A 20,032-nucleotide genomic window follows, 5' to 3' on the forward strand; every position below is an offset into this window, starting at 1 on the left:
GCTCCGTGGCCACCAAGCTTATGGGAAGCGATGCTAATCCGCGCCGGCGCCCTTGGCAAGCGGGCGTGTCGGATCGTGCGCGCGCGCCTTCCCCATTCGGAGAGAGGCGCGCGCAGACTTACATGGCGCCGTGGCAATGCTTGTATTTGCGACCCGACCCGCACGGGCATGGCGCATTGCGGCTGATTTCCATGTCGGCGTAGGGGTTCTCGCCGCCCGCCGACGGCCTCGGCGCCTGCATCGGCGGCAGCGTGTCGGCGATCACGCCGAGCGATCCCGCGTCGATGTCGGCACTATTGTCCTCGCCGGTGAACGGGTCGATGTGCGTCGTCAGGAAATCGGGCAGTTCGGGAAGCGGCATGGGCTCCGGTTCCTGGAACTGGAAATCGATGCGCGCGACGGTCCGCGTCACGTCCTCGCGAATGTTCTGCAACATGCGCTCGAACAGGGCAAAGGCCTCTGCCTTATATTCGTTGATCGGCTGCTTCTGCGCATAGGCGCGCAAGAAGACGACCTGACGCAGCGCGTCGAGCGTCGAAAGATGCTCTTTCCAGTGATGGTCGAGCGTCTGGAGCAGGATCGATTTTTCGATGCCGCGCCAGGTTTCGGGGTCGACCTGCGCCGCCTTTTCGGCCGCGGCGGCGTCCGCAAGCGACTGGATGCGCTCCTCGAAAATCTCGGGGTCGACGGCGTCTTCCTGCATCCACGCATCGATAGGCGGAGCGAGCTCGAGGACGTTGGCGACCCGTTCCTTCATCGCCGCGATATCCCACTGCTCGGGATAGCTGCCCGGCGGACAGGCGTCGGCGACGATTGCGTTGACTGTTTCGGCCCGCATACCCAGCATCGCATCATCGACCGTTTCGCTGTCGATGATCTCCCCGCGCTGGTCATAGATCACCTTGCGCTGGTCGTTCATCACATCGTCATATTCGACGACCTGCTTGCGGATGTCGTAATTGCGCGCCTCGACCTTCTTCTGGGCGGTCTCGATCGCCTTCGACAGCCACTTCGACCCGATCGCCTCGCCATCCTCGAGATTCTTGTTCATCATCTTCGCGAACAGCGTGTCGGGGCCGAAGATGCGCAAGAGGTCATCATCGAGGCACAGATAGAATTTCGACAGGCCGGGATCGCCCTGGCGCCCCGAACGACCGCGGAGCTGGTTGTCGATGCGACGGCTTTCGTGGCGTTCAGTGGCGAGTACGAACAGGCCGCCCGCGGCCTTCACCGCCTCGCGCTCGGCGGCGACTTCCTCGCGGATCCGCGCTTCGGCCGCCTCGCGCTCGGGTCCTTCGGGCATGTCGGCGAGTTCGTCCTCGATCCGGAATTCCTCGCTGCCGCCCAATTTGATGTCGGTACCGCGGCCCGCCATGTTCGTGGCGATCGTCACCGCGCCGGTCCGGCCGGCCTGCGCAACGATGTGCGCCTCGCTCTCGTGGAAACGCGCGTTGAGGACGCTGTGCGGCACACCCTCCTTTTCGAGATAGGAGGAGAGCAGTTCGGACTTCTCGATCGACACGGTGCCGACGAGCACCGGCTGGCCGCGCTCGTTCGCTTCGCGGATCGTGCGCGCGATCGCACCGAACTTGTCGTTGATGTTCTTGTAGAATTCATCCTCCTCGTCGATCCGCGCGATCGGGCGGTTCGTCGGGATGGTGACGACGTTCATCTTGTAGATTTCGAAGAATTCGGCCGCCTCGGTCGCCGCGGTACCGGTCATCCCCGAAAGCTTCGGATACATGCGGAAATAATTCTGGAAGGTTATCGAGGCCAGCGTCTGGTTCTCGGGCTCGATCTGCACGCCCTCCTTCGCCTCGACCGCCTGGTGCAGGCCGTCGGACCAGCGGCGCCCGTCCATCATGCGGCCGGTGAACTCGTCGATGATCACGACCTTGTCGTCCTTGACGATATAGTCGGTGTCGCGGCGAAACATCACGATGGCCTTGAGCGCCTGGTTGACGTGATGGACGACCTGGGTGTTTTCGATGTCATAGAGATTGCTGCCCTGGAGCAGGCCCGCGGCCTCGAGCAGGCGCTCGACATGCTCAGTGCCTTCCTCGGTCAGGCTGATCGACTTCGCCTTTTCGTCCTTTTCATAATCCTCTTCGCCGAGCCGGTGCACCACCTCGTTGACGCGGATGTAGAGTTCGGACTTGTCGTCGGTGGGGCCGGAGATGATCAGCGGGGTGCGCGCCTCGTCGATCAGGATCGAATCGACCTCGTCGACGATGCCGAAGTTGAACGGGCGGTGCACCATCTGCGACCGCTCGAACTTCATATTGTCGCGCAGATAGTCAAAGCCGAGCTCGTTGTTCGTCGCATAGGTGATGTCGCTGTTATATGCCTCGCGCCGCTGCGTCTCGTTGAGGTTCGGGACGATGATCCCCGTCGTCAGGCCAAGGAAACTGTAGACTTCGCCCATCCATTCGGCATCGCGCTTCGCCAGATAGTCGTTGACCGTGACGACGTGGACGCCCTTGCCTTCGAGCGCGTTGAGGTAACAGGGCAGCGTCGCCATCAGCGTCTTGCCCTCGCCGGTCGCCATCTCGGCAATCTCGCCGCGGTGCAGGACGATCCCGCCGATCATCTGTACGTCGAAATGACGCATGCCCAGCGTGCGGCGCGCCGCCTCGCGCACCGTGGCAAAGGCTTCGGGAAGGATGTCGTCCAGGCTTTCGCCCGCCGCGAGGCGTTCACGGAATTTCGGGGTCTGCGCTTTCAGCTCCGCATCGTCGAATGCCTCCATCTGGGGCTCGAAGGCGTTGATCTTGTCGACGATCTTGCGGATGGAATTAACGTAACGCTCGTTGGACGAGCCGAACAGGCTTTTGGCAATGCTGCCGAACATGGCGGTTTTCCTTGGATAATGCTGAAGGCGGCAACGCGAATGGTTGCCCGGCCGCATCGCATGCGGCCGCTGAAAATCGATCGGGCGCGAACGTGGCGCCCGGCGGTCGGGGCTATTCGAGCGCGCGGTCCGATCGGCCGAGGATGCCCGGCAGATAGGGAGGAGCCGGACGCACCGGCTTGCGGCAACCGCACGACGCGCGGCGCGAGGGGGGCGGATCGGCCGGCCGCCGAGCCTTGTCGGCATTGTCCGATTGACCGGCGGTTTCCGCGAGCATCACGAGCGCGCCCATCGCCGCCGGCGTGGCCGGAGCGGCCTGCGCGCGATCTGCGCCGGCAAGGCCGGTCAGAAGTGCGAGCAAGGTCAGGAATAAACGCAAGAGATGCCCCTCTGTCGATCCGGCAGGCGATTGAGTGCCCGCGGGACGCTGAACATAGGGTGAAAGCGAAAAAAGGTCCAGAGGGAAGCCAACCGGCGTCTATCCCGTTCGCGTCCCTATGCGTCATTGCGAGCGGGGCGAAGCAATCTCCAGCCATTGTGCGAACCCGCCGATGGGCGGAGATCGCTTCGTCGCTGCGCTCCTCGCAAGGACGGATCGAGGGTTACGGATACGAGGCAGATAAACGCCAAGCCCGGTCCTAGTCGGTGTCGGCCGCCGCGTCTTCGATCCTGACATTGGTTTCGACGGTCACCCGGCGCGCGACGGGCTTTCCATCCTTGTCGGCAAACGGCTGATATCGTTGATCCTCGCCACCGAACAGAACGCAAGGCGACATCTCCGGGGTGCCGGCCATCTGGCCCGACCCTTCGAAGCTGCAATCGCCGACACGCCCGTCGGCATTTATCACGATCGACAGATGGGCGCTTCCGGGTTCGCTCATCGGAAAGGGTTTCGCGCGCGGGGGCGCCGCCGCCAGCGTCTTGGCGAGTTCCTTGTCCTCCACGCTTTCCTCGACCGGCAGCGTCCAGTCGAAATGCGCCGCGAAGGTCGCGGGCGCCGGCTTTCCCTCGCTATCGAGCGCCGGCTCGAACGCGCCCTGGTCGCGCATCAGGGCGCAGGCCGCGGTATCGAGCGTTTGCGAAAGGCTGCTGTCGGTCACCTCGCAGCCCGTCACCCTGCCCTCGACATCGATCGAGAGGCGCATGTGGACGATCCCCTCCTCGCCCGCCTTGCGCGCGGTTTCGGGATAGAAGTCCGCCGGATCGAGCGCGACCATTTCCGCTTTGGGAAAGGCTCCGCGCGGCCAGTTGCCGAAGATGTTTTCGGGCATGAAGGCGGTTTGCATCTCTGCATAGTCGCCGTCGGGGATCTGCCAGCGGACGCGATTGCTGTAGGTTCCTCCGGTCTGTTTGCCGGCCGCGTCGCGTCCGGGGATGAAGGTCGCCCGTTCCGCGAGAAGCCGGCACGTGGCCTCATCGAGCTCGGCATGACCGCTCGACGACGTGACCTCGCACCCCGTCGTCCTGCCGGTGGCATCGTAGGTCAGACGAAATGCCGTAACGCCTTCATGCTCGGCTCGCATCGCTTCGGCAGGATAATCGTCGTTGGTTACCCAGCTTCCGGGGTTGTTGGCCGGCGTTCCGGCTTGGGAAAGGTCGGCGGCCTCCGCCATTGCGCCCGGAGCTGTCGGCGCGACCAAAGCCAATATCCAAAGTGCAGCGACCATGCCCTTGTCCCCCCTTGTACCGTTCAGTCGAGTCCGGGGTTCAGCCGCCTGACCTCCTGCAAGAAGCTCTTGGGCTTCTTGAAATAATTGCTGTCGCGGTTGACCTTCAGCCCCGCGGCGACCGCCATCTCCATCAGGAAATGGACGCAGTTGGCCGACCCGAGATCATAGCTGGGCTGCTTGCGATCCTGCCATTCGCGCACCTTGGTGAGCAGGCGGCCATAGGTCGCATCGTCGACTGTCACGCTGAACTGCCTGTCGCTCTTGGTGACATATTTTTCTTCCTTGCTCTGCACATAGCCCTTTACCGCGCCGAGCAGGATCGCCGGCGTCACCGATCGCGCGGTGAAGCCGTAATTGTAGTTGACCGTCTGGCCGGTCGAATCGACCCGCCCCTTCAACGTGATGAAGCCGTGGGGAAAGCGTTCCCCGAAATCATGGCTGTAAAAGCTGACGACCACCTTGGCCTGCGCCGGCGCAGCGGTGCAGAGGACGAAGATGGAAAGGGCGAAGAGCAGCAAGCGCCAATGGGTCATGCCGCCCTGATAGCCAGCGAGGCCGCGCCTTGCCAAGGCGCAATTGCGGCTTGACCTTTGAACCGGCATCGCTTTCATTCCCACTGACATCAATGTAAGGGAGGGTGCGCCATGGCGCGAAAGGCGATTTTCATCACCGGCGGCGGATCGGGCATCGGCCGCGCAACCGCCCGACATTTCGCGAGCCAGGGCTGGTTCGTCGGCATCGCCGACGTCAACACGCAAGGGATCGACGAGACCGCCGCGCTGCTTCCCGAAGGTGCGTCGTCGCGCCATGCGATGGATGTGCGCGACCGCGACCAATGGCAGGCCGCGCTCACCGAATTTGCCGCAGCGAGCGGCGGACGACTGGACGTGTTGTTCAACAATGCCGGGATCGGATCGGGCGGGCAGTTTGTCGACATGCCTCCCACCGAGGCCGACCGGTTGATCGCGATCAACTTCGGCGGCGTGGTCAACGGCATCTATGCCGCCCTGCCGCTGCTGCGCGCGACCCCCGGATCGGCAATCCTCAACACCGGGTCGGCATCGGGCTTTTACGGCGTGGCGGGGCTTGCGGTCTATTCGGCGACGAAATTCGCGGTGCGCGGCCTGACCGAAGCGCTCGAAATCGAATTTTCCAAATATGGCATAAAGGTCCGCTCGCTGATGCCAGGCTTTATCGATACCCCGCTGCTCGATCAGGTCAGCGCCGACAGCAACGAACCGGCGCGCAACCGCCTGTCGGCAAGCGGATTCGAAATTTCGCCGGTCGACGATGTCGCAAAGGCCGCGTGGGACGCCGTGCACGGCGACCGCGTGCATATGCCGGTGGGCAAGATGGCAAAACGCCTGTCGCGGCTCGCGCGCTTCTTTCCCGGTTTGATTGCAAAGCAATCGAAGAAGATCGACGGACTCGGCGCGGCGGGGCGCTGAGGGACCGCTTTGCCTGCGGCTACGCCGCGGCAGATATTCTGTTGGAGCCCATGCTCCTCGCATCCGCATGCGTCATGCGAGGGCATAAGCGTCTATTCTCTTGCCCTTATCGCTCGTCCGTCACGCCGCATTCGACGCTGCCGCTGCCGACGTTGCGCACGGTACAGGTCGGTCGGCCGTACACGACGGTCTTGCCGACCCCGCGCGACGTGACGGTCGCGCTTTTCGCCGCCCGAAAGATCAGATCGCCCGCCCCCTCGCTATCGCTTGTCAGATTATCGATCGTCAGGCCGCCGGCATCGAGCGCCCCGGACCCGGACAGGAGCACCTCGCCCTGCTTCGCGGCGCCACCAAGGGTCATCGTGCCATTTCCGACCATCGCCACCGACAGGCGGTCGGCGTCGATCCGGGCCACCCTCAGGCGCCCGGGGCCGCGCAGTCCGATGGTGACGCGATCGCCGCGCAGCGTATCGATATCGAGCGACCCCGCCCCGACGACCATCGCGGATCGCAGATTGGCGGCATTCACCCGCAGCGTCACGGGGTCGCCGCCGCGCCGGCGTTCATCGTCGCCGGCGAACTGGCGCATCTTGATTACCAACCGGCCGTCCTGCGCCTCGACGCTCAGGCGGTCGAGAGCGTCCTGCGACCCCGTCGCCACGCCGCTTACCGGCGCGCGCGCCGTCACCACGACGTCGACGTCGGCCGCGAGCTCGATCGATTCGAAGCTGGTCAGGCCAAAGCGCTTTTCGGCGGCCGCGGCGGACGTTGCACAAAGGGCGATGGCCGCCGCAACTGCGGCGGGACGGTATAGAGCGGTCATGGCGCCAGCCTACTCCCTCCGGTGGACCGGCGCCAGCGCCCGCATCATCCGCAGTTGATGTCGCCCGACCCGGTCTTGTGGGTCGAACAGGTCGCGCCGCCCTTGACCGTTACGTCGCCCGAGCCGAGCACCCGGACATCGGCCTTGCCGGTCGCGTGCGCCTCGACATCGCCCGAACCGGTCACCGACACGTCGAGCGTGTCGGCGACGAGGCCGCCGGCATCGATGTCGCCCGATCCGGTGACGCCGATATCGCCCGAGCCGACCTTGCCGCCCGCCACTTCCAGCTCGCCCGAACCCGACATGGATAGGTCGGCGCTCGTCGCGGTCAATCGGGCGATCTTGAGGTCGCCCGATCCGGTCACCGCCGCCTTCACCGCGTCGCCTTCGACGCTGTCGGCGTCGATCGAGCCCGATCCGGTCAGACGCACGGTTTCGAGTTTGGGCAAAGTGATCGCGATGGCGACCTTGTCCTGCCGGCCAAAGCTCCAGCTGTTACGCTGGCGGCTGATCGACAAGGTCGAGCCGCTGGTATCGATCTCCAGCCGGTCGAGTTCGGCCTGCGGCCCCTTTGCCTCGACCTTGAAGGCGTCGCCATGACGGATGGTCACGTCATAGGGTCCAGCCATTTCGACCCCGGTGAAGCCGTCGAGGGCAAAATTCTTCGTCGTCGCCGGTCCCATGTCGGCGGGACGCGTGCTGTCGCGCCCCTTGTCGGCCCCGCTGCAACCCGTCGCGGTCGCCAGTACCAGCGGCAGCAGTGCCATCGTCGTCCACTTGCGCATATCGATCTCCTTGTGTGTTACAATCATAACACACAAGGAGATCGTGTCCAGCGCTTTGCGCGGCGCTACCAGCGGAGCAGCGGCGGCAGCAACCAGCGGCCGGCGAGCGTCGCGACGAGGACGCCGCCACCGTGCCAGAGCGCGATATGAACGATGCTGTCGACCGGGCAATGCAGCGCAGCGATCGTCGCGCCCGAGGCGCCCGCGGCGAGCCCGATCACCCACCCCGCGCGTTCGGGCGAGGTCGGCGCGCCCGCGCGCAGCCAGGCGAAAAGCGCCCCGCCGACGCCCAGCCCGGCAAGCAGGCCGACGAGCAGGCACCGCCCGTCGTCGTGCATCGCCTGTACCGCCGTGTGGCTGTCGCCCATCGCGACGAAAAGAGCCGAGAGCGGCAAAGCGAGCGCCGCGAGTCCGGCCCAGCGCCAGCCGCTATAGTCGCGCCCCACGCCGGGGAGCCCCATCCGCAACGCGCTGCCGATCGCGGCGACCGCGACCGCGGCGACGAGCCAGAAGGACAGCATCGACATCGCGGGCATCGCGCCCGCATCGTGCCGCATGCCGAACAGGCGCAGCAAAAGCCCGGCGGTCGCGAGCCATCCCGCCCCGACGAGCAACCACCCCCGCGCGAGCCGGCGCGGGCGCACGGGACGCAGGTCGCCCGCCAGCCCCTCGATCAGATCGTCGACCGACAGATTCGTCATCTCATTCGCTTTCCACGAGTCCCGCGAGCTTCTTCAGCCCGCGATGGATATTCACCTTGACGAGCGATTCGCTCTGGCCGCTGATCCGCGCGGCCTCCGCGATCGACGCGCCTTCGATCTTGACCAGCGTGATCGCCTGTGCCTGCCCGGCCGGCAGCAGGCCGAGCAGCCGGTCGAGACTGAGCCGCGCGTGCACCGCCTCGTCCTCCGCCCGCACCGCCGCGTCATTGTCGCCGAGTTCGGCCTCGTCGCGCTGCCGCCGCAGCATGTCGATCCAGCGATAGCGCGCGATCGCGGCGAGCCACGGCAGAAACGGCCGGCCGCTGTCCCATGTCGCCAGCTTGCGGTGCATCGATACCAGCGTTTCCTGAACCAGGTCGTCGACCGCATGCGGGGCGATGCGACGCGCGAAATAGCGCGCGAGCCATATCCGGCAATCGCCGAGCAGCGCGCGATAGGCCGCACGGTCCCCGCGCTGCGACGCGGCCATCAGGCGCGCAAGCGAAGGCTCGTCTATCTTCATCGGCGCTGCACTCTAGCGGGCGGGGTGACGGAGCGCGATAGGCGGGATTGCGGCGGCATCACTCCTCCTTCGACGCAGCGACCGTAAAGGTTACGCCCGCCATCTTGTCGCCACCTTCGGCGCGTAATAGGATGGCTCCCCTCCCCCGAAAGCGAGAGAATAGTGAGCGTAGCGTTTCGCCGCGAAAGCGATGACGAGCATATGGAGCCGGTCTTCGAATGGCCGATTCCGCCGGGTGCAAACCTGGTCACGCCGCGCGGCCTCCGCCTGCTCGGCGAAGAACTCGCTGCGCTCGAAGCCGCGATTGCCGCCGAATCCGACGCCGACGCGCGCAAGAAACTCCAGCGCCGCCAGCGTTATGTCGCGACGCGCCACGCGACCGCAGAGATACAGGCCGCGCCCGACGATGGCGTCGTCGGGGTCGGCAGCGCGGTGCGCTATACGCTAAACGGTGCCGAGCGTGCGGCGACGATCGTCGGGCACGACGAGGCCGATCCCGCCGCCGGGCTGATCGCCTTCACCGCGCCGCTCGGCCGCGCGCTGATGGGCGCCGAGGCCGGCGATAGGGTGGCGTTTCAGGACCGCGAGGACGCGATCGAGATTCTCGCCGTGGCGGCCGATGCGAAGGTGCAGGCATGAAGGACCGGTTCGAACGCCACAAGCAGCCGTGGACGCCCGCCGAGGTGCAGAAGCTGCACACGCTGGCGAAAAAGGGCATGGCGCTGAAGGCGATCGCCAAGGCGCTGACCCGCAGCGAGGAATCGGTGAAGGCGCGCGCCAAGGAAGACGGCCTGTCGATCGCGAAGCTGCGCTGACGATCCGATGACGACGAGCGATTACGACGCCATCGTGCTGGGCGCCGGCGCGGCCGGGCTGATGTGCGCCGCCACCGCCGGACAGCGCGGACGGCGGGTGCTGCTGCTCGACCATGCCGACCAGGTGGGCAAGAAAATCCTGATCTCGGGCGGCGGCCGCTGCAACTTCACCAATATCCATACCGTGGCGGAACGCTATCTGTCGGCGAACCCGCACTTCGCCAAATCGGCGCTCGCGCGCTACACGCCGGCCGATTTCATCGCGCTCGTCGACGCCTATGGCATCGCCTGGCACGAAAAGACGCTGGGGCAGCTGTTCTGCGACGGGTCGGCGAAGCAGGTCGTCGCGATGCTGCTCGAAGAGGCGGCGAAAGGCGGGGTCGATGTCCGCTGCGGCGCGCCGGTGCGCGGCGTCGACCATGCGGACGGGCTCTTTCGCGTGACCTTTGGTGAACAGGCCTTCACCGCGCCCAATCTGGTGATCGCCACCGGCGGGCCGTCGATCCCCAGGATGGGTGCGAGCGGGTTCGCCTATGACCTGGCGCGGCAATTCGGGCTGAAGGTCGTCGAGCCGCGCCCGGCGTTGGTGCCGCTGACGCTCGGCGGCGGCGATGTGCTCTTCCGCGAGCTTTCGGGGGTTGCGACGCCGGTCAAGGCGTGCGCGGGCAAGGCGGCGTTCCGCGAGGCGGCGCTGTTCACCCATCGCGGCCTGTCCGGCCCCGCGATCCTGCAGGCGAGCAGCTATTGGCGCCACGGCGAACCGGTGACGATCGACTTTCTGCCCGATGCCGCGCCGGGCTGGCTGGTCGAGGCGAAGCGGGCGCGCCCGCGCGCGACGCTCGCCGCCGCGCTCGGCGCCGCCCTGCCCGACCGGCTCGCGCAGACGCTCGCCGAGCGGCTTGTGCTGCCCGGCGAACTCGGCGCACAGGCCGACCGGAAACTTGCCGACGCCGAGGTGCGGCTGAAACGCTGGAGCTTCCACCCCAACGGCACCGAAGGCTTCGCCAAGGCAGAGGTCACCGCGGGGGGCATTTCGACCGCCGGCCTGTCATCGCAAACAATGATGGCCAAAAGCGTCGCAGGGCTCTATGCGGTCGGCGAAGCCGTGGACGTCACCGGGTGGCTGGGCGGCTATAATTTTCAATGGGCCTGGGCCAGCGGATATGCGGCTGCGCTGGCGCTTTAGGAAAATGGACAACCCATCAGCCTCGTCACCCCGGACTTGATCCGGGGTCCATTCAGCGCTTCGTGGCAAGTGACGCATGGATGCCGGATCAAGTCCGGCATGACGAATTAGAGAATCGGCGGCGCAGCCCGTCACGGAAAAGAAGAACAAAATGACTTTCGATCATCTTTCACCCGTCCTCGCGGACGCCCTGACCGCGCGCAGCTATGAAGCGCTCACCCCCGTGCAGGCGCAGGTCACCGAAGCCGAGGCGCACGGCCGCGACCTGCTCGTTTCGGCGCAAACCGGATCGGGCAAGACCGTCGCCTTCGGGCTCGCGATGGCGGACGAACTGCTCGAGGACGGGCGTCTGCCCTTCGCAGCCTCGCCGCTGGCGCTGATCGTCGCGCCGACGCGCGAACTGGCGCTGCAGGTCAGCCGCGAACTCGGCTGGCTCTATGCGCAGGCCGGCGCGCGCATCGCGACCTGCGTCGGCGGCATGGACGCGAGCCGCGAGCGGCGCGCGCTCAACCAGGGCGTGCATATCGTCGTCGGCACGCCCGGACGGCTGCGCGACCATCTGGAGCGCGGTGCGCTCGATCTGGCCGCGCTTCGCGTCGCGGTGCTCGACGAGGCCGACGAGATGCTCGACATGGGCTTTCGCGAGGATCTGGAAGAGATCCTCGACGCGACGCCGGCCACGCGTCGCACCCTGTTGTTTTCGGCGACGATTCCCAAACCGATCGCCCAGCTCGCCAAGCGCTATCAGAAGGACGCGCTGCGCATCTCCACCGTCGGCGACACGCGCGGGCACGGCGACATCGCCTATCAGGTCGTCACGGTCGCGCCCGCCGATATCGAAGGCGCGGTGATCAACCTGCTTCGCCTGCACGAAGCCGATACCGCGATGCTGTTCTGCGCGACGCGCGACAATGTCCGCCGCCTCCATGCGCGGCTGGTCAATCGCGGCTTCGCGGCGGTCGCATTGTCGGGCGAGCATAGCCAGAACGAGCGCAACCACGCGCTGCAAGCACTGCGCGATCGCCGCGCCCGCGTATGCGTCGCGACCGACGTCGCGGCGCGCGGGATCGACCTGCCCAGCCTGAGCCTGGTCGTTCATGTCGAAATTCCGCGCGATGCCGAAACGCTCCAGCACCGGTCGGGCCGCACGGGACGCGCGGGGAACAAAGGTACCGCGGTGCTGATCGTCCCCTATCCGCGCCGCCGCCGCGTCGACGCGATGCTGCGCGGCGCGCGGATCGAGGCGCAGTGGATGCAGGCACCGACCGCCGCCGACGTGCGCGCACGCGACCAGGAACGGCTGATCGAGGCGCTGCTGGCCCCCGTCGAGCACGAGGCCGACGACATCGAACTCGCGCAGCGGCTGCTCGCCGAGCGCAGCGCCGAAGATATCGCCGCCAGCCTTGTTCGCGCACACCGCGCGACGATGCCCTCGCCCGAAGAATTGATCGACAATTCGCCCCCGGCCCGCGGCGAACGCAGCGAGCGCGCCGACCGCGGTCCGCGCCGCGAAGGCTTCGACGACAGCGTCTGGTTCCGGCTCGACGTCGGGCGGCGCCAGAATGCCGACCCGCGCTGGATCCTGCCTTTGCTCTGCCGCCGCGGCCACGTAACGAAAAACGAGATCGGGGCGATCCGCATCGGACCGAACGAAACGCTGTTCAACATCCCGCTCGCCATCGCCGACCGCTTCGCCGAGGCGATCGAGCGCACGGCCGGCCGTGACGGCGGCGAAGACGACAGCGGCGTCACGATCACGCCGGCGCCCGAGGGCAGCAGCTATCCGCCGCGGCGCGACAAGCGTCCGTTCAAGGGCGGCCCGCGCGGCGATGCCCCGCGCAAGCCCCGTGGCGGCGGCAAGCCGGGCGGCGGGTTCAAGGCGAAACCCTATGCGAAAGGCAAGAAGGGCCGGCAGGGGTAGAATTCGCGACTCCAGGACAAAATGCCGTGTGTCCCCGCGAAGGCGGGGACCCATCTCCGGCCGGTTCCACATCCCACCGACCGGTGATGGGCTCCCGCCTTTGCGGGAGCACTCGGGAAATTTGGACGAAGTGACTGCATCGGGCAGCCGGCCACGCCCCCCTTGCGCCGCCTCGCCCCACCCTCCAGATTGAAGGCGGCAGGAGACGGCAGATGCAGGCGATCCAGGCATATATCGAGAAGCAGGGCGGTCCCGAGGTCATCGAGTGGCGCGACGTCGCGCTCGGCACGCCCGAGCCAGGGCAGGTGCTCGTGCGGCAGACCGCGGTCGGGCTGAACTATATCGACACCTATCACCGCGACGGCACCTATCCGGTCGAGCTGCCGAGCGGGCTGGGCATGGAAGCCGCGGGAGAGGTTCTCGCGGTCGGCGATGGCGTGCACGGACTCGAGCCCGGCGACCGCGTCGCGACCTTCGGTCCAGATCGCAGCGCCTATGCGGGCGCGCGCTTCGTCAACGCGTCGTCGCTGTTCAAGCTGCCCGCCGACATCGAGGACGAAACCGCCGCCGCGGCGCTGCTCAAGGGCTGTACGGTCGAGGCGCTCGTCGAACGCTGCGCGAAGGTCGAGGCGGGCTGGCCGGTGCTCGTCCACGCCGCCGCCGGCGGGGTCGGACTGATCCTGGTCCAGTGGCTGAAAGCGATCGGCGCGACGGTCATCGGCACGGTGAGTACCGAGGAAAAGGCCCATGCCGCGCGCGAAGCCGGTGTCGATCATGTCATCCGCTACAAGAAGGAGGATGTAGCGGCGCATGTGCGCGAAATCACCGACGGCCAGGGCGTGCCGGTGACCTTCGACGGCATCGGCATGGCGACATGGGACGTCTCGCTGAAAGCCACCGCGCGGCGCGGGCTGATCGTCAGCTATGGCAATGCCGGCGGGCCGGTGACCGGCGTCAATCTGGGTATCCTCGCGCAGCACGGATCGCAGTTCGTGACGCGCCCGACGCTGTTCGACTATTATCGGGGTCCCGGCGAGCGCGCGGCGGGCGCGGCGCGGGTGTTCGAGATGATCGGCAGCGGCGCGGTCGAGGTGACGATCGGCCAGCGCTATCCGCTGCGCGATGCGGCGCGGGCGCACGCCGATCTGGAGGCCGGGCGCACGACGGGATCGACGCTGCTGATGCCTTAGGGTCAGGACCCATTAATTCCGCGATCGAGGTTTGAAGCGATTTTGCTCAGGGCGAGGAGAAGGGGCGAAGGAATATGTCAATATTTCAAGACCTTTCGACGATGCCATGGGCAAAATCGGTCAAATCCCGGAGGGACGTCGAAATGGCTTCGATCTCAGGCTCGCGCGGCCTTGCGGGTAGCGATGCTACCCGCTGCACCCGCCCAAGCCCGATATCTTCGCCATTTCGACGCCTCGAACGTGGAATTAATGGGTCCTGACCCTAGCTCCCCTCCCGCTTGCGGGAGGGGTCGGGGGTGGGCAGCGACGGCGCAATGACCCACCCCCCTGCGGCTAGCGAGCAAGCTCGCGAGCCTCGCTGCCCCTCCCGCAAGCGGGAGGGGATGTTCAAGCCTTCAACCGCGCGGCATGCCAGCCGACATGCTCGGCCATGAAGGTCGAAATGAAATAATAGCTGTGGTCGTACCCCGCCTGCACGCGGATCGTCGCCGTCTGCCCGGCCTTCTCGCACGCCTCGGCCAGCAGGTGCGTCTTCAACTGATCGGCAAGGAACGTATCGGCCTCGCCCTGATCGACGAGCAGGTCGGGCACGCGCGCGCCGCCTTCGATCAGCGCGCAGGCGTCATAGGCGCTCCACGCCCCCCGATCCTCCCCGAGATAGTTCGACAGCGCCTTTTCGCCCCACGGGCATTGCAGCGGCGACACGATCGGCGCGAAGGCCGAAACCGAGCGGAAGCGGTCGGGGGTGCGCAGCGCGACGGTCAGCGCGCCGTGGCCGCCCATCGAATGGCCGCTGATCCCCTGCCGCGTCATGTCGGCCATCGGGAAGTGGCGGAGCATCAGCGACGGGAGTTCGTCTTCGACATAGGAGCGCATGCGATAGTTCGCCGCCCACGGCGCCTCGGTCGCATCGACATAGAAGCCAGCGCCGAGCCCGAAGTCCCACGCGCCGTCGGGATCGTCGGGTACATCCTCGCTGCGCGGGCTGGTATCGGGCGCCACGAAGATGACGCCATGCTGCGCGCAGGCGGCGCGATATTCGCCCTTTTCCATGACATTGGCGTGGGTGCAGGTCAGTCCCGACAGATACCACAGGACGGGCAGCTTGACGCCCTCGTCATGGTCGGGAACGAAGACCGCGAATGTCATGTCGGTACCGGTCGTCGCGCTCTTGTGCTTGTAGACGCCTTGGGTGCCGCCGTGGCTGCGGTTGGTCGAAAGGGTTTCGAGGGTCATGGGCTGTCCTGCATCGGAATGGGGGCGGTCCGGGGTTCATGGCCCCAATGGCGCAGCAGGTCCAGTATCGCGGCGCCGGACAAGCCGAGCGTGCCGGTGTTACGCAGCGGATGGACGTTGACACGCGGCGCCGCGGCAAGCCCCGCGTCGAGCACCACCGTGACACTCCCCGGCGCGGCGTTGATCGCGGCGAGCGGCGTCACTGACCCCGGCGATATGCCGAGCAGGCGCTGCATGTCGTCGGCCTTGCCGAAACTCACGCGCTTGCAGCCGATCGCAGCGGGCAGCGCCTTCAGGTCGACGCGGCTCTCCCCCGGCACGGTGACGAGCCAGAAGGCGCCGCCGGCGTCCTTGAGGAACAGATTCTTGGTATGCGCGCCGGGGATCGCGGCGTTCACATCGTCGCTCTCCGCGACCGTGAACACCGCGACATGCTCGTGCGCGGCGAAGGGAATGGCGAGCGCATCGAGGTCCGCCAGCAATCCGTCTTCACCGCGCATCATCCCGTCGGCGCGATCAGACGACGCGGTGCAGCGCGCAGAGCTTGTTGCCCGACGGATCGCGCAGATAGGCGAGATACATTTTCATGCCATTGCCCTCGCGCACGCCCGGCGGGTCTTCGATCGCGGTGCCGCCCGCTTCGACGCCCGCCTTGTGCCAGGCGTCGGCCTGTTCGGGACCCTCCATCGCGATGCCGATCGTGCAGCCGTTGCCTGCGGTCGCGGGCTGGCCGTCGATCGGCGCGGTGACGAGGAACAGCCCGCCATTGTGCATGTAGATCAGCCGCCCCTTGTCGTCGACGATCCCCGGCTTGCCGCCGATCGCCTGAAAGGTTGCGTCATAGAATTTCTTTGATGCGTCGAGGTCGTTCGATCCGACCATATTGTGACTGTACATCGCCTCTGGCTCCTCCTGATTCGTTGCGATTCGGGACTTATCCGCTTCGCGTGACTAACGAAAGACCACCGTCTTGCGCCCGTCGATCAGCACGCGCTGTTCGGCGACCCACCGCACCGCGCGCGCGAGCACCTGTGCCTCGATATCGCGGCCGATGCGGATCAGTGCCTCGACCGGGTCGCGATGATCGACGCGCTCGACCGATTGTTCGATGATCGGCCCTTCGTCGAGGTCGCTGGTCACGAAATGCGCGGTCGCACCGATCAGCTTGACCCCGCGCTCATGCGCCCGGTGATAGGGCCGCGCGCCCTTGAAGCCCGGAAGGAAGCTGTGGTGGATGTTGATGCATCGCCCTGCGAGCCTCGACGAGATATCCTCCGACAAGATCTGCATATAGCGCGCGAGCACCAGGTAATCGGCCTGCCCTTCGTCCATCACCCGCAGGATCGCGGCTTCCTGATCGGCGCGATTATCCTTGTCGACGGGCAGATAGTGGAACGGCACGCCGTGCCATTCGGTCAGACGCCGCAGATGCTCGTGGTTGGACACGACGCCGACGATGTCGATCGCGAGATTGCCGGTCGACCAGCGGTGCAACAGATCGTTGAGGCAGTGGCTGCCCTGCGACACCGCGATGACGAAGCGCGGCTTGGCGTTCGCGTCGCTGATCCGCGCGTCCATCGCAAAGCGCTCGGCGACCGGCACGAAGGCCGCGCGCACCGCATCCGCGCCTTGCGGAAAGCGCGGCCCCGCGCCGCGAAACTCGACACGCATGAAAAAGCGCCCCGAATCGAGGTCGGCATATTGCTGGCTGTCGAGGATGAAGCCGTCGGTGTCGGCGAGAAGTCCGGTCACGGCCGCGACAATGCCCACCGCATCGACGCAGCTGAAGGTCAGCACATAGGCGGGCCCGCGATCGTCGGTCATGTCAGCCCGAAATCTTGTGGAAGCCGCAGAGCTTGTTGCCGCTCGGATCACGCAGATAGGCAAGGTAGACGACGCGCCCCTCGGTCGCGTTGCGGACGCCCGGCGGGTCTTCGGCGGTGGTGCCGCCGCTCGCGACTCCCGCCGCGTGCCAGGCGTCGATCATTTCGGGCGACGATGCCAGGAAACCGAGCGTGTGCCCGTTGCCGCATGCGGCGGCCTTGCCGTCGACCGGCCGGGTGATCACCAGCCGGCCGCCGGCGTGCATGTAGATGAGCCGCCCGCGCTCGTCGATCACCCCCTCGGGCGCGCCGAGCACGCCGAGGATCGCGTCGTAAAATCGCTTGCTCGCGGCGATATCGTTCGACCCCAGGGTCACATGGCTGAACATGGCGTGTCCCTCTCCGCGTCAGAATACGACGACGCTGCGAATGCTCTCGCCCGCGTGCATCAGGTCGAAACCCTTGTTGATCTCTTCGAGCCCCATGACATGCGTAATCATCGGGTCGATCTCGATCTTGCCCTGCATGTACATGTCGACGATCTTCGGCACGTCGGTGCGCCCCTTGGCGCCGCCGAAGGCGGTGCCGCGCCAGTTGCGCCCGGTGACGAGCTGGAAGGGCCGCGTCGCAATCTCCTTGCCCGCCTCGGCGACCCCGATGATGATCGAGGTGCCCCAGCCGCGGTGGCAGGCCTCGAGCGCGATCCGCATCACCTCGGTATTGCCCGTCGCGTCGAAGGTGTAATCGGCGCCGCCGTCGGTCATCTGGACGATCGCCGCGACGACATCCTCGCGGCTCATGCCCTTCGAGTTCAAAAATTCGGTCATGCCGAACTTGCGGCCCCACTCTTCACGGGTCGCGTTGATGTCGACGCCGATGATCTTGTTCGCACCAGCCAGCCGCGCGCCCTGGATCACGTTGAGCCCGATGCCGCCGAGCCCGAAAACGACGACATTGTCGCCGACCTGCACCTTCGCGGTGTTGATGACCGCGCCGACGCCGGTGGTCACGCCGCAACCGATGTAGCAGCTAGACTGGAAGGGCGCGTCTTCGCGGATCTTCGCGACCGCAATCTCGGGCAGCACGGTGAAGTTCGAGAAGGTCGAGCAACCCATATAGTGAAAGATCGGCTGGCCCTTGTACGAAAAGCGCGTCGTGCCGTCGGGCATCAGTCCCTTGCCCTGCGTCGCGCGGATCGCGGTGCAGAGGTTGGTCTTGCCCGAAAGGCAGCTTTTGCACTGGCGACATTCGGGGGTGTAGAGCGGGATCACATGGTCGCCGGGCTTCACGCTGGTGACGCCCGCGCCGACTTCGCGCACGACGCCCGCGCCCTCATGGCCGAGCACGCTCGGAAAGATGCCCTCGCTGTCAAAGCCGTCGAGCGTATAGGCGTCGGTGTGGCAGATTCCCGTCGCCATGATCTCGACCAGCACCTCGCCCGCCTTCGGGCCTTCGAGATCGAGTTCGACGATCTCCAGCGGCTTCTTCGCTTCGAACGCAACGGCGGCGCGGGTCTTCATGGGCGGTCTCCTTCTTGCGCGCTCCAATCAGGCAAATGGGGTAGCAATGCAAGATGCGAGCGCGCGATCCCTCGCCTTCGCCACTCGCTCCCACGATGAAAAGGGTGTCGGGCTCAACACTCCACCACGCTGACCGCCAGCCCGCCCTTCGACGTTTCCTTATACTTGTCGCGCATGTCGCGGCCCGTTTGCAGCATCGTCGCGATCACCGTGTCGAGGCTGACGACATGCGTGCCGTCGCCGATCATCGCGATGCGGCTCGCGTCGATCGCCTTGATCGCGCCCATCGCGTTGCGCTCGATGCACGGGATCTGCACCAGCCCGCCGATGGGATCGCAGGTGAGGCCGAGATTATGTTCCATGCCGATCTCCGCGGCATTTTCGATCTGCGCGTTGGTGCCGCCGAGCGCCGCGGTCAGCCCCGCCGCCGCCATCGAACAGGCGACCCCGACCTCGCCCTGGCACCCGACTTCGGCGCCCGAGATGCTGGCGTTGCGTTTATACAAGGCCCCGATCGCCCCGGCGGTGAGGAGGAAGGTGCGCACGCCCTTCGCATCGCCGCGGCAGCCCCGCTTGTAATAGCGGATCACCGCGGGGATGATCCCGGCGGCGCCGTTGGTCGGCGCGGTGACGACGCGGCCGCCGGCGGCATTCTCTTCGTTGACCGCCATCGCCCACAGGTTGATCCAGTCCATCATCGCGAGCGGTTCGGACAGGTTCGCCTCGTGGCGTTCGCGGATGTCGGCGGCGATCTGCGGCGCGCGGCGGCGGACCTTGAGCCCGCCGGGCAGGGTGCCGGTGCTACAGCAACCCGCATCGATCGAGGCGTCCATCGCCGCCGCGACGGCATCGATCCCGGCCTCGACTTCCTCGCGGCTGCGGTGCGCGAGTTCGTTGTCGAGCATCATCTCGCCGAAGCTCTTGCCCGACGCCGCGCCCATCTCGATCAGGTCGGCGCCCGAGGTGAAGGGATAGGGCAGCTCGACCTCGTCCTCGCCGCCGCGGCTGTTGCGCCCCGCCTCCTCCTCGTCGACGACGAAGCCGCCGCCGATCGAGAAATACATGCGCTTCGCCAGGATTTCGCCGGCATCATCGCGCGCGGTGAAGGACAGCGCGTTTGTGTGGAAGGGCTGGCGCTGGCGGGTGAGAAAATGAAGGTCCCGCTTCGGCTGAAAGCGGACGCGACGGCGCCCGAGCAGATAGAGCGCGCCCTCGGCTTCGGCGCGCGCCCAATGCGCCTCGATTGCGGACAGGCTGGTTTCGGCGGGGATTTCGCCCGCGAGCCCGGCGACGAGCGCGGTGTCGGAGGCGTGCCCCTTCCCCGTCAGCGCAAGCGAACCATAGAGGTCGGCCTCGACATGCGCGGTGCGGTCGAGAAGGTTATGCTCGCCCAGCCACAGTCCGAAGCGCCGTCCCGCGACCATCGGGCCGACGGTGTGCGAGCTCGAAGGGCCGACGCCGATTTTGAAGAGTTCGAAGAGACTGATCGTCATGGCGGCGGCGTATAGGCGAAGGCGCCCCGGGGCGACAGGCCCCAAAT

21 protein-coding genes are annotated in these 20,032 nt (G+C 66.5%); 6 read left to right on the plus strand and 15 right to left on the minus strand.

Features of this window, described 5'->3' with window-relative positions; all coding sequences use genetic code 11:
- Positions 1 to 118: 118 nt before the first annotated feature.
- The 4 genes from secA to AC58D2_RS03490 form a co-directional block, all read right to left on the minus strand.
- On the minus strand, positions 119 to 2,851 hold the full coding sequence (gene secA / locus AC58D2_RS03475) for a preprotein translocase subunit SecA (protein WP_497387360.1): 2,733 nt from the start codon (positions 2,849 to 2,851) through the stop codon (positions 119 to 121).
- A gap of 112 nt (positions 2,852 to 2,963) precedes the next feature.
- Entirely contained in the window at positions 2,964 to 3,230 is a 267-nt protein-coding gene (locus tag AC58D2_RS03480) for a hypothetical protein (protein WP_497387362.1), read from the minus strand.
- A gap of 259 nt (positions 3,231 to 3,489) precedes the next feature.
- The gene (locus AC58D2_RS03485) at positions 3,490 to 4,518 is read right to left on the minus strand and encodes a TonB family protein (RefSeq protein ID WP_497387364.1); all 1,029 of its coding nucleotides are present in this window, start codon (positions 4,516 to 4,518) and stop codon (positions 3,490 to 3,492) included.
- A gap of 23 nt (positions 4,519 to 4,541) precedes the next feature.
- Entirely contained in the window at positions 4,542 to 5,054 is a 513-nt protein-coding gene (locus AC58D2_RS03490; protein WP_497387366.1) for a hypothetical protein, read from the minus strand.
- 111 nt (positions 5,055 to 5,165) lie between these two features.
- Here AC58D2_RS03490 and AC58D2_RS03495 point away from each other — a divergent pair, with 111 nt between their 5' ends.
- Positions 5,166 to 5,969 carry an SDR family oxidoreductase gene (locus AC58D2_RS03495; protein WP_497387368.1) on the plus strand — a complete coding sequence of 268 codons (804 nt, stop codon included), beginning with the start codon at positions 5,166 to 5,168 and terminating at the stop codon, positions 5,967 to 5,969.
- A gap of 106 nt (positions 5,970 to 6,075) precedes the next feature.
- On the opposite strand, the gene AC58D2_RS03500 is transcribed toward AC58D2_RS03495, so the two are convergent.
- From AC58D2_RS03500 to AC58D2_RS03515, 4 genes are all read right to left on the minus strand, one after another.
- Positions 6,076 to 6,792 carry a head GIN domain-containing protein gene (locus AC58D2_RS03500; RefSeq protein WP_497387370.1) on the minus strand — a complete coding sequence of 239 codons (717 nt, stop codon included), beginning with the start codon at positions 6,790 to 6,792 and terminating at the stop codon, positions 6,076 to 6,078.
- A 44-nt stretch (positions 6,793 to 6,836) separates the two neighbouring features.
- Positions 6,837 to 7,577: a head GIN domain-containing protein gene (locus tag AC58D2_RS03505; protein WP_497387372.1), complete on the minus strand. Its 741-nt coding sequence runs from the start codon at positions 7,575 to 7,577 to the stop codon at positions 6,837 to 6,839.
- A gap of 65 nt (positions 7,578 to 7,642) precedes the next feature.
- Positions 7,643 to 8,278 (minus strand): DUF1109 domain-containing protein, encoded by a 636-nt coding sequence (locus tag AC58D2_RS03510; protein WP_497387374.1) that lies wholly within the window; start codon positions 8,276 to 8,278, stop codon positions 7,643 to 7,645.
- 1 nt (position 8,279) lies between these two features.
- Positions 8,280 to 8,801 carry a sigma-70 family RNA polymerase sigma factor gene (locus AC58D2_RS03515; RefSeq protein ID WP_497387376.1) on the minus strand — a complete coding sequence of 174 codons (522 nt, stop codon included), beginning with the start codon at positions 8,799 to 8,801 and terminating at the stop codon, positions 8,280 to 8,282.
- A gap of 162 nt (positions 8,802 to 8,963) precedes the next feature.
- On the opposite strand from AC58D2_RS03515, the gene AC58D2_RS03520 reads away from it, so the two are divergent.
- The 5 genes from AC58D2_RS03520 (at position 8,964) to AC58D2_RS03540 (ending at position 13,913) form a co-directional block, all read left to right on the plus strand.
- Positions 8,964 to 9,440, plus strand: a complete 477-nt coding sequence (locus AC58D2_RS03520) for a GreA/GreB family elongation factor (protein ID WP_497387378.1) — start codon at positions 8,964 to 8,966, stop codon at positions 9,438 to 9,440.
- On the plus strand, positions 9,437 to 9,616 hold the full coding sequence (locus AC58D2_RS03525; RefSeq protein WP_497387380.1) for a hypothetical protein: 180 nt from the start codon (positions 9,437 to 9,439) through the stop codon (positions 9,614 to 9,616). The genes AC58D2_RS03520 and AC58D2_RS03525 overlap by 4 nt, the downstream gene beginning before the upstream one ends.
- Before the next feature lie 7 nt (positions 9,617 to 9,623).
- Positions 9,624 to 10,802: a BaiN/RdsA family NAD(P)/FAD-dependent oxidoreductase gene (locus tag AC58D2_RS03530; protein ID WP_497387382.1), complete on the plus strand. Its 1,179-nt coding sequence runs from the start codon at positions 9,624 to 9,626 to the stop codon at positions 10,800 to 10,802.
- A 151-nt stretch (positions 10,803 to 10,953) separates the two neighbouring features.
- Positions 10,954 to 12,723 (plus strand): DEAD/DEAH box helicase, encoded by a 1,770-nt coding sequence (locus AC58D2_RS03535; protein ID WP_497387384.1) that lies wholly within the window; start codon positions 10,954 to 10,956, stop codon positions 12,721 to 12,723.
- 212 nt (positions 12,724 to 12,935) lie between these two features.
- Positions 12,936 to 13,913 (plus strand): quinone oxidoreductase family protein, encoded by a 978-nt coding sequence (locus tag AC58D2_RS03540; RefSeq protein ID WP_497387386.1) that lies wholly within the window; start codon positions 12,936 to 12,938, stop codon positions 13,911 to 13,913.
- 387 nt (positions 13,914 to 14,300) lie between these two features.
- Here the strand turns inward: AC58D2_RS03540 and fghA are convergent, their stop codons facing one another.
- The 7 genes from fghA to AC58D2_RS03575 all read right to left on the minus strand — a co-directional run bounded on the left by fghA (position 14,301) and on the right by AC58D2_RS03575 (position 19,985).
- Positions 14,301 to 15,149 (minus strand): S-formylglutathione hydrolase, encoded by an 849-nt coding sequence (gene fghA / locus AC58D2_RS03545; protein ID WP_497387388.1) that lies wholly within the window; start codon positions 15,147 to 15,149, stop codon positions 14,301 to 14,303.
- A complete protein-coding gene (locus tag AC58D2_RS03550; RefSeq protein WP_497387390.1) occupies positions 15,146 to 15,649 on the minus strand; it encodes a prolyl-tRNA synthetase associated domain-containing protein in 504 nt (167 codons plus the stop codon). The genes fghA and AC58D2_RS03550 overlap by 4 nt, the downstream gene beginning before the upstream one ends.
- Before the next feature lie 16 nt (positions 15,650 to 15,665).
- The gene (locus tag AC58D2_RS03555) at positions 15,666 to 16,046 is read right to left on the minus strand and encodes a VOC family protein (protein ID WP_497387392.1); all 381 of its coding nucleotides are present in this window, start codon (positions 16,044 to 16,046) and stop codon (positions 15,666 to 15,668) included.
- A 54-nt stretch (positions 16,047 to 16,100) separates the two neighbouring features.
- The gene (purU, locus tag AC58D2_RS03560; RefSeq protein ID WP_497387394.1) at positions 16,101 to 16,973 is read right to left on the minus strand and encodes a formyltetrahydrofolate deformylase; all 873 of its coding nucleotides are present in this window, start codon (positions 16,971 to 16,973) and stop codon (positions 16,101 to 16,103) included.
- Position 16,974: 1 nt separating this feature from the next.
- Entirely contained in the window at positions 16,975 to 17,361 is a 387-nt protein-coding gene (locus AC58D2_RS03565) for a VOC family protein (protein ID WP_497387396.1), read from the minus strand.
- An 18-nt stretch (positions 17,362 to 17,379) separates the two neighbouring features.
- Positions 17,380 to 18,492 carry an S-(hydroxymethyl)glutathione dehydrogenase/class III alcohol dehydrogenase gene (locus AC58D2_RS03570; protein WP_497387398.1) on the minus strand — a complete coding sequence of 371 codons (1,113 nt, stop codon included), beginning with the start codon at positions 18,490 to 18,492 and terminating at the stop codon, positions 17,380 to 17,382.
- A gap of 113 nt (positions 18,493 to 18,605) precedes the next feature.
- On the minus strand, positions 18,606 to 19,985 hold the full coding sequence (locus AC58D2_RS03575; RefSeq protein WP_497387400.1) for an L-serine ammonia-lyase: 1,380 nt from the start codon (positions 19,983 to 19,985) through the stop codon (positions 18,606 to 18,608).
- Between the last annotated feature and the right edge of the window lie 47 nt (positions 19,986 to 20,032).

The sequence above is a fragment of the Sphingopyxis sp. CR5 genome (assembly GCF_059693785.1).

Excerpts from the sequence above, each read along its gene's own strand:
- secA (WP_497387360.1), bottom strand. The coding sequence starts at position 2,851 with ATGTTCGGCAGCATTGCCAAAAGCCTGTTCGGCTCGTCCAACGAGCGT.
- AC58D2_RS03485 (WP_497387364.1), bottom strand. The coding sequence starts at position 4,518 with ATGGTCGCTGCACTTTGGATATTGGCTTTGGTCGCGCCGACAGCTCCG.
- AC58D2_RS03490 (WP_497387366.1), bottom strand. The coding sequence starts at position 5,054 with ATGACCCATTGGCGCTTGCTGCTCTTCGCCCTTTCCATCTTCGTCCTC.
- AC58D2_RS03495 (WP_497387368.1), top strand. The coding sequence starts at position 5,166 with ATGGCGCGAAAGGCGATTTTCATCACCGGCGGCGGATCGGGCATCGGC.
- AC58D2_RS03500 (WP_497387370.1), bottom strand. The coding sequence starts at position 6,792 with ATGACCGCTCTATACCGTCCCGCCGCAGTTGCGGCGGCCATCGCCCTT.
- AC58D2_RS03505 (WP_497387372.1), bottom strand. The coding sequence starts at position 7,577 with ATGCGCAAGTGGACGACGATGGCACTGCTGCCGCTGGTACTGGCGACC.
- AC58D2_RS03510 (WP_497387374.1), bottom strand. The coding sequence starts at position 8,278 with ATGACGAATCTGTCGGTCGACGATCTGATCGAGGGGCTGGCGGGCGAC.
- AC58D2_RS03515 (WP_497387376.1), bottom strand. The coding sequence starts at position 8,801 with ATGAAGATAGACGAGCCTTCGCTTGCGCGCCTGATGGCCGCGTCGCAG.
- AC58D2_RS03525 (WP_497387380.1), top strand. The coding sequence starts at position 9,437 with ATGAAGGACCGGTTCGAACGCCACAAGCAGCCGTGGACGCCCGCCGAG.
- AC58D2_RS03530 (WP_497387382.1), top strand. The coding sequence starts at position 9,624 with ATGACGACGAGCGATTACGACGCCATCGTGCTGGGCGCCGGCGCGGCC.
- AC58D2_RS03535 (WP_497387384.1), top strand. The coding sequence starts at position 10,954 with ATGACTTTCGATCATCTTTCACCCGTCCTCGCGGACGCCCTGACCGCG.
- AC58D2_RS03540 (WP_497387386.1), top strand. The coding sequence starts at position 12,936 with ATGCAGGCGATCCAGGCATATATCGAGAAGCAGGGCGGTCCCGAGGTC.
- fghA (WP_497387388.1), bottom strand. The coding sequence starts at position 15,149 with ATGACCCTCGAAACCCTTTCGACCAACCGCAGCCACGGCGGCACCCAA.
- AC58D2_RS03550 (WP_497387390.1), bottom strand. The coding sequence starts at position 15,649 with ATGCGCGGTGAAGACGGATTGCTGGCGGACCTCGATGCGCTCGCCATT.
- AC58D2_RS03555 (WP_497387392.1), bottom strand. The coding sequence starts at position 16,046 with ATGTACAGTCACAATATGGTCGGATCGAACGACCTCGACGCATCAAAG.
- purU (WP_497387394.1), bottom strand. The coding sequence starts at position 16,973 with ATGACCGACGATCGCGGGCCCGCCTATGTGCTGACCTTCAGCTGCGTC.
- AC58D2_RS03565 (WP_497387396.1), bottom strand. The coding sequence starts at position 17,361 with ATGTTCAGCCATGTGACCCTGGGGTCGAACGATATCGCCGCGAGCAAG.
- AC58D2_RS03570 (WP_497387398.1), bottom strand. The coding sequence starts at position 18,492 with ATGAAGACCCGCGCCGCCGTTGCGTTCGAAGCGAAGAAGCCGCTGGAG.
- AC58D2_RS03575 (WP_497387400.1), bottom strand. The coding sequence starts at position 19,985 with ATGACGATCAGTCTCTTCGAACTCTTCAAAATCGGCGTCGGCCCTTCG.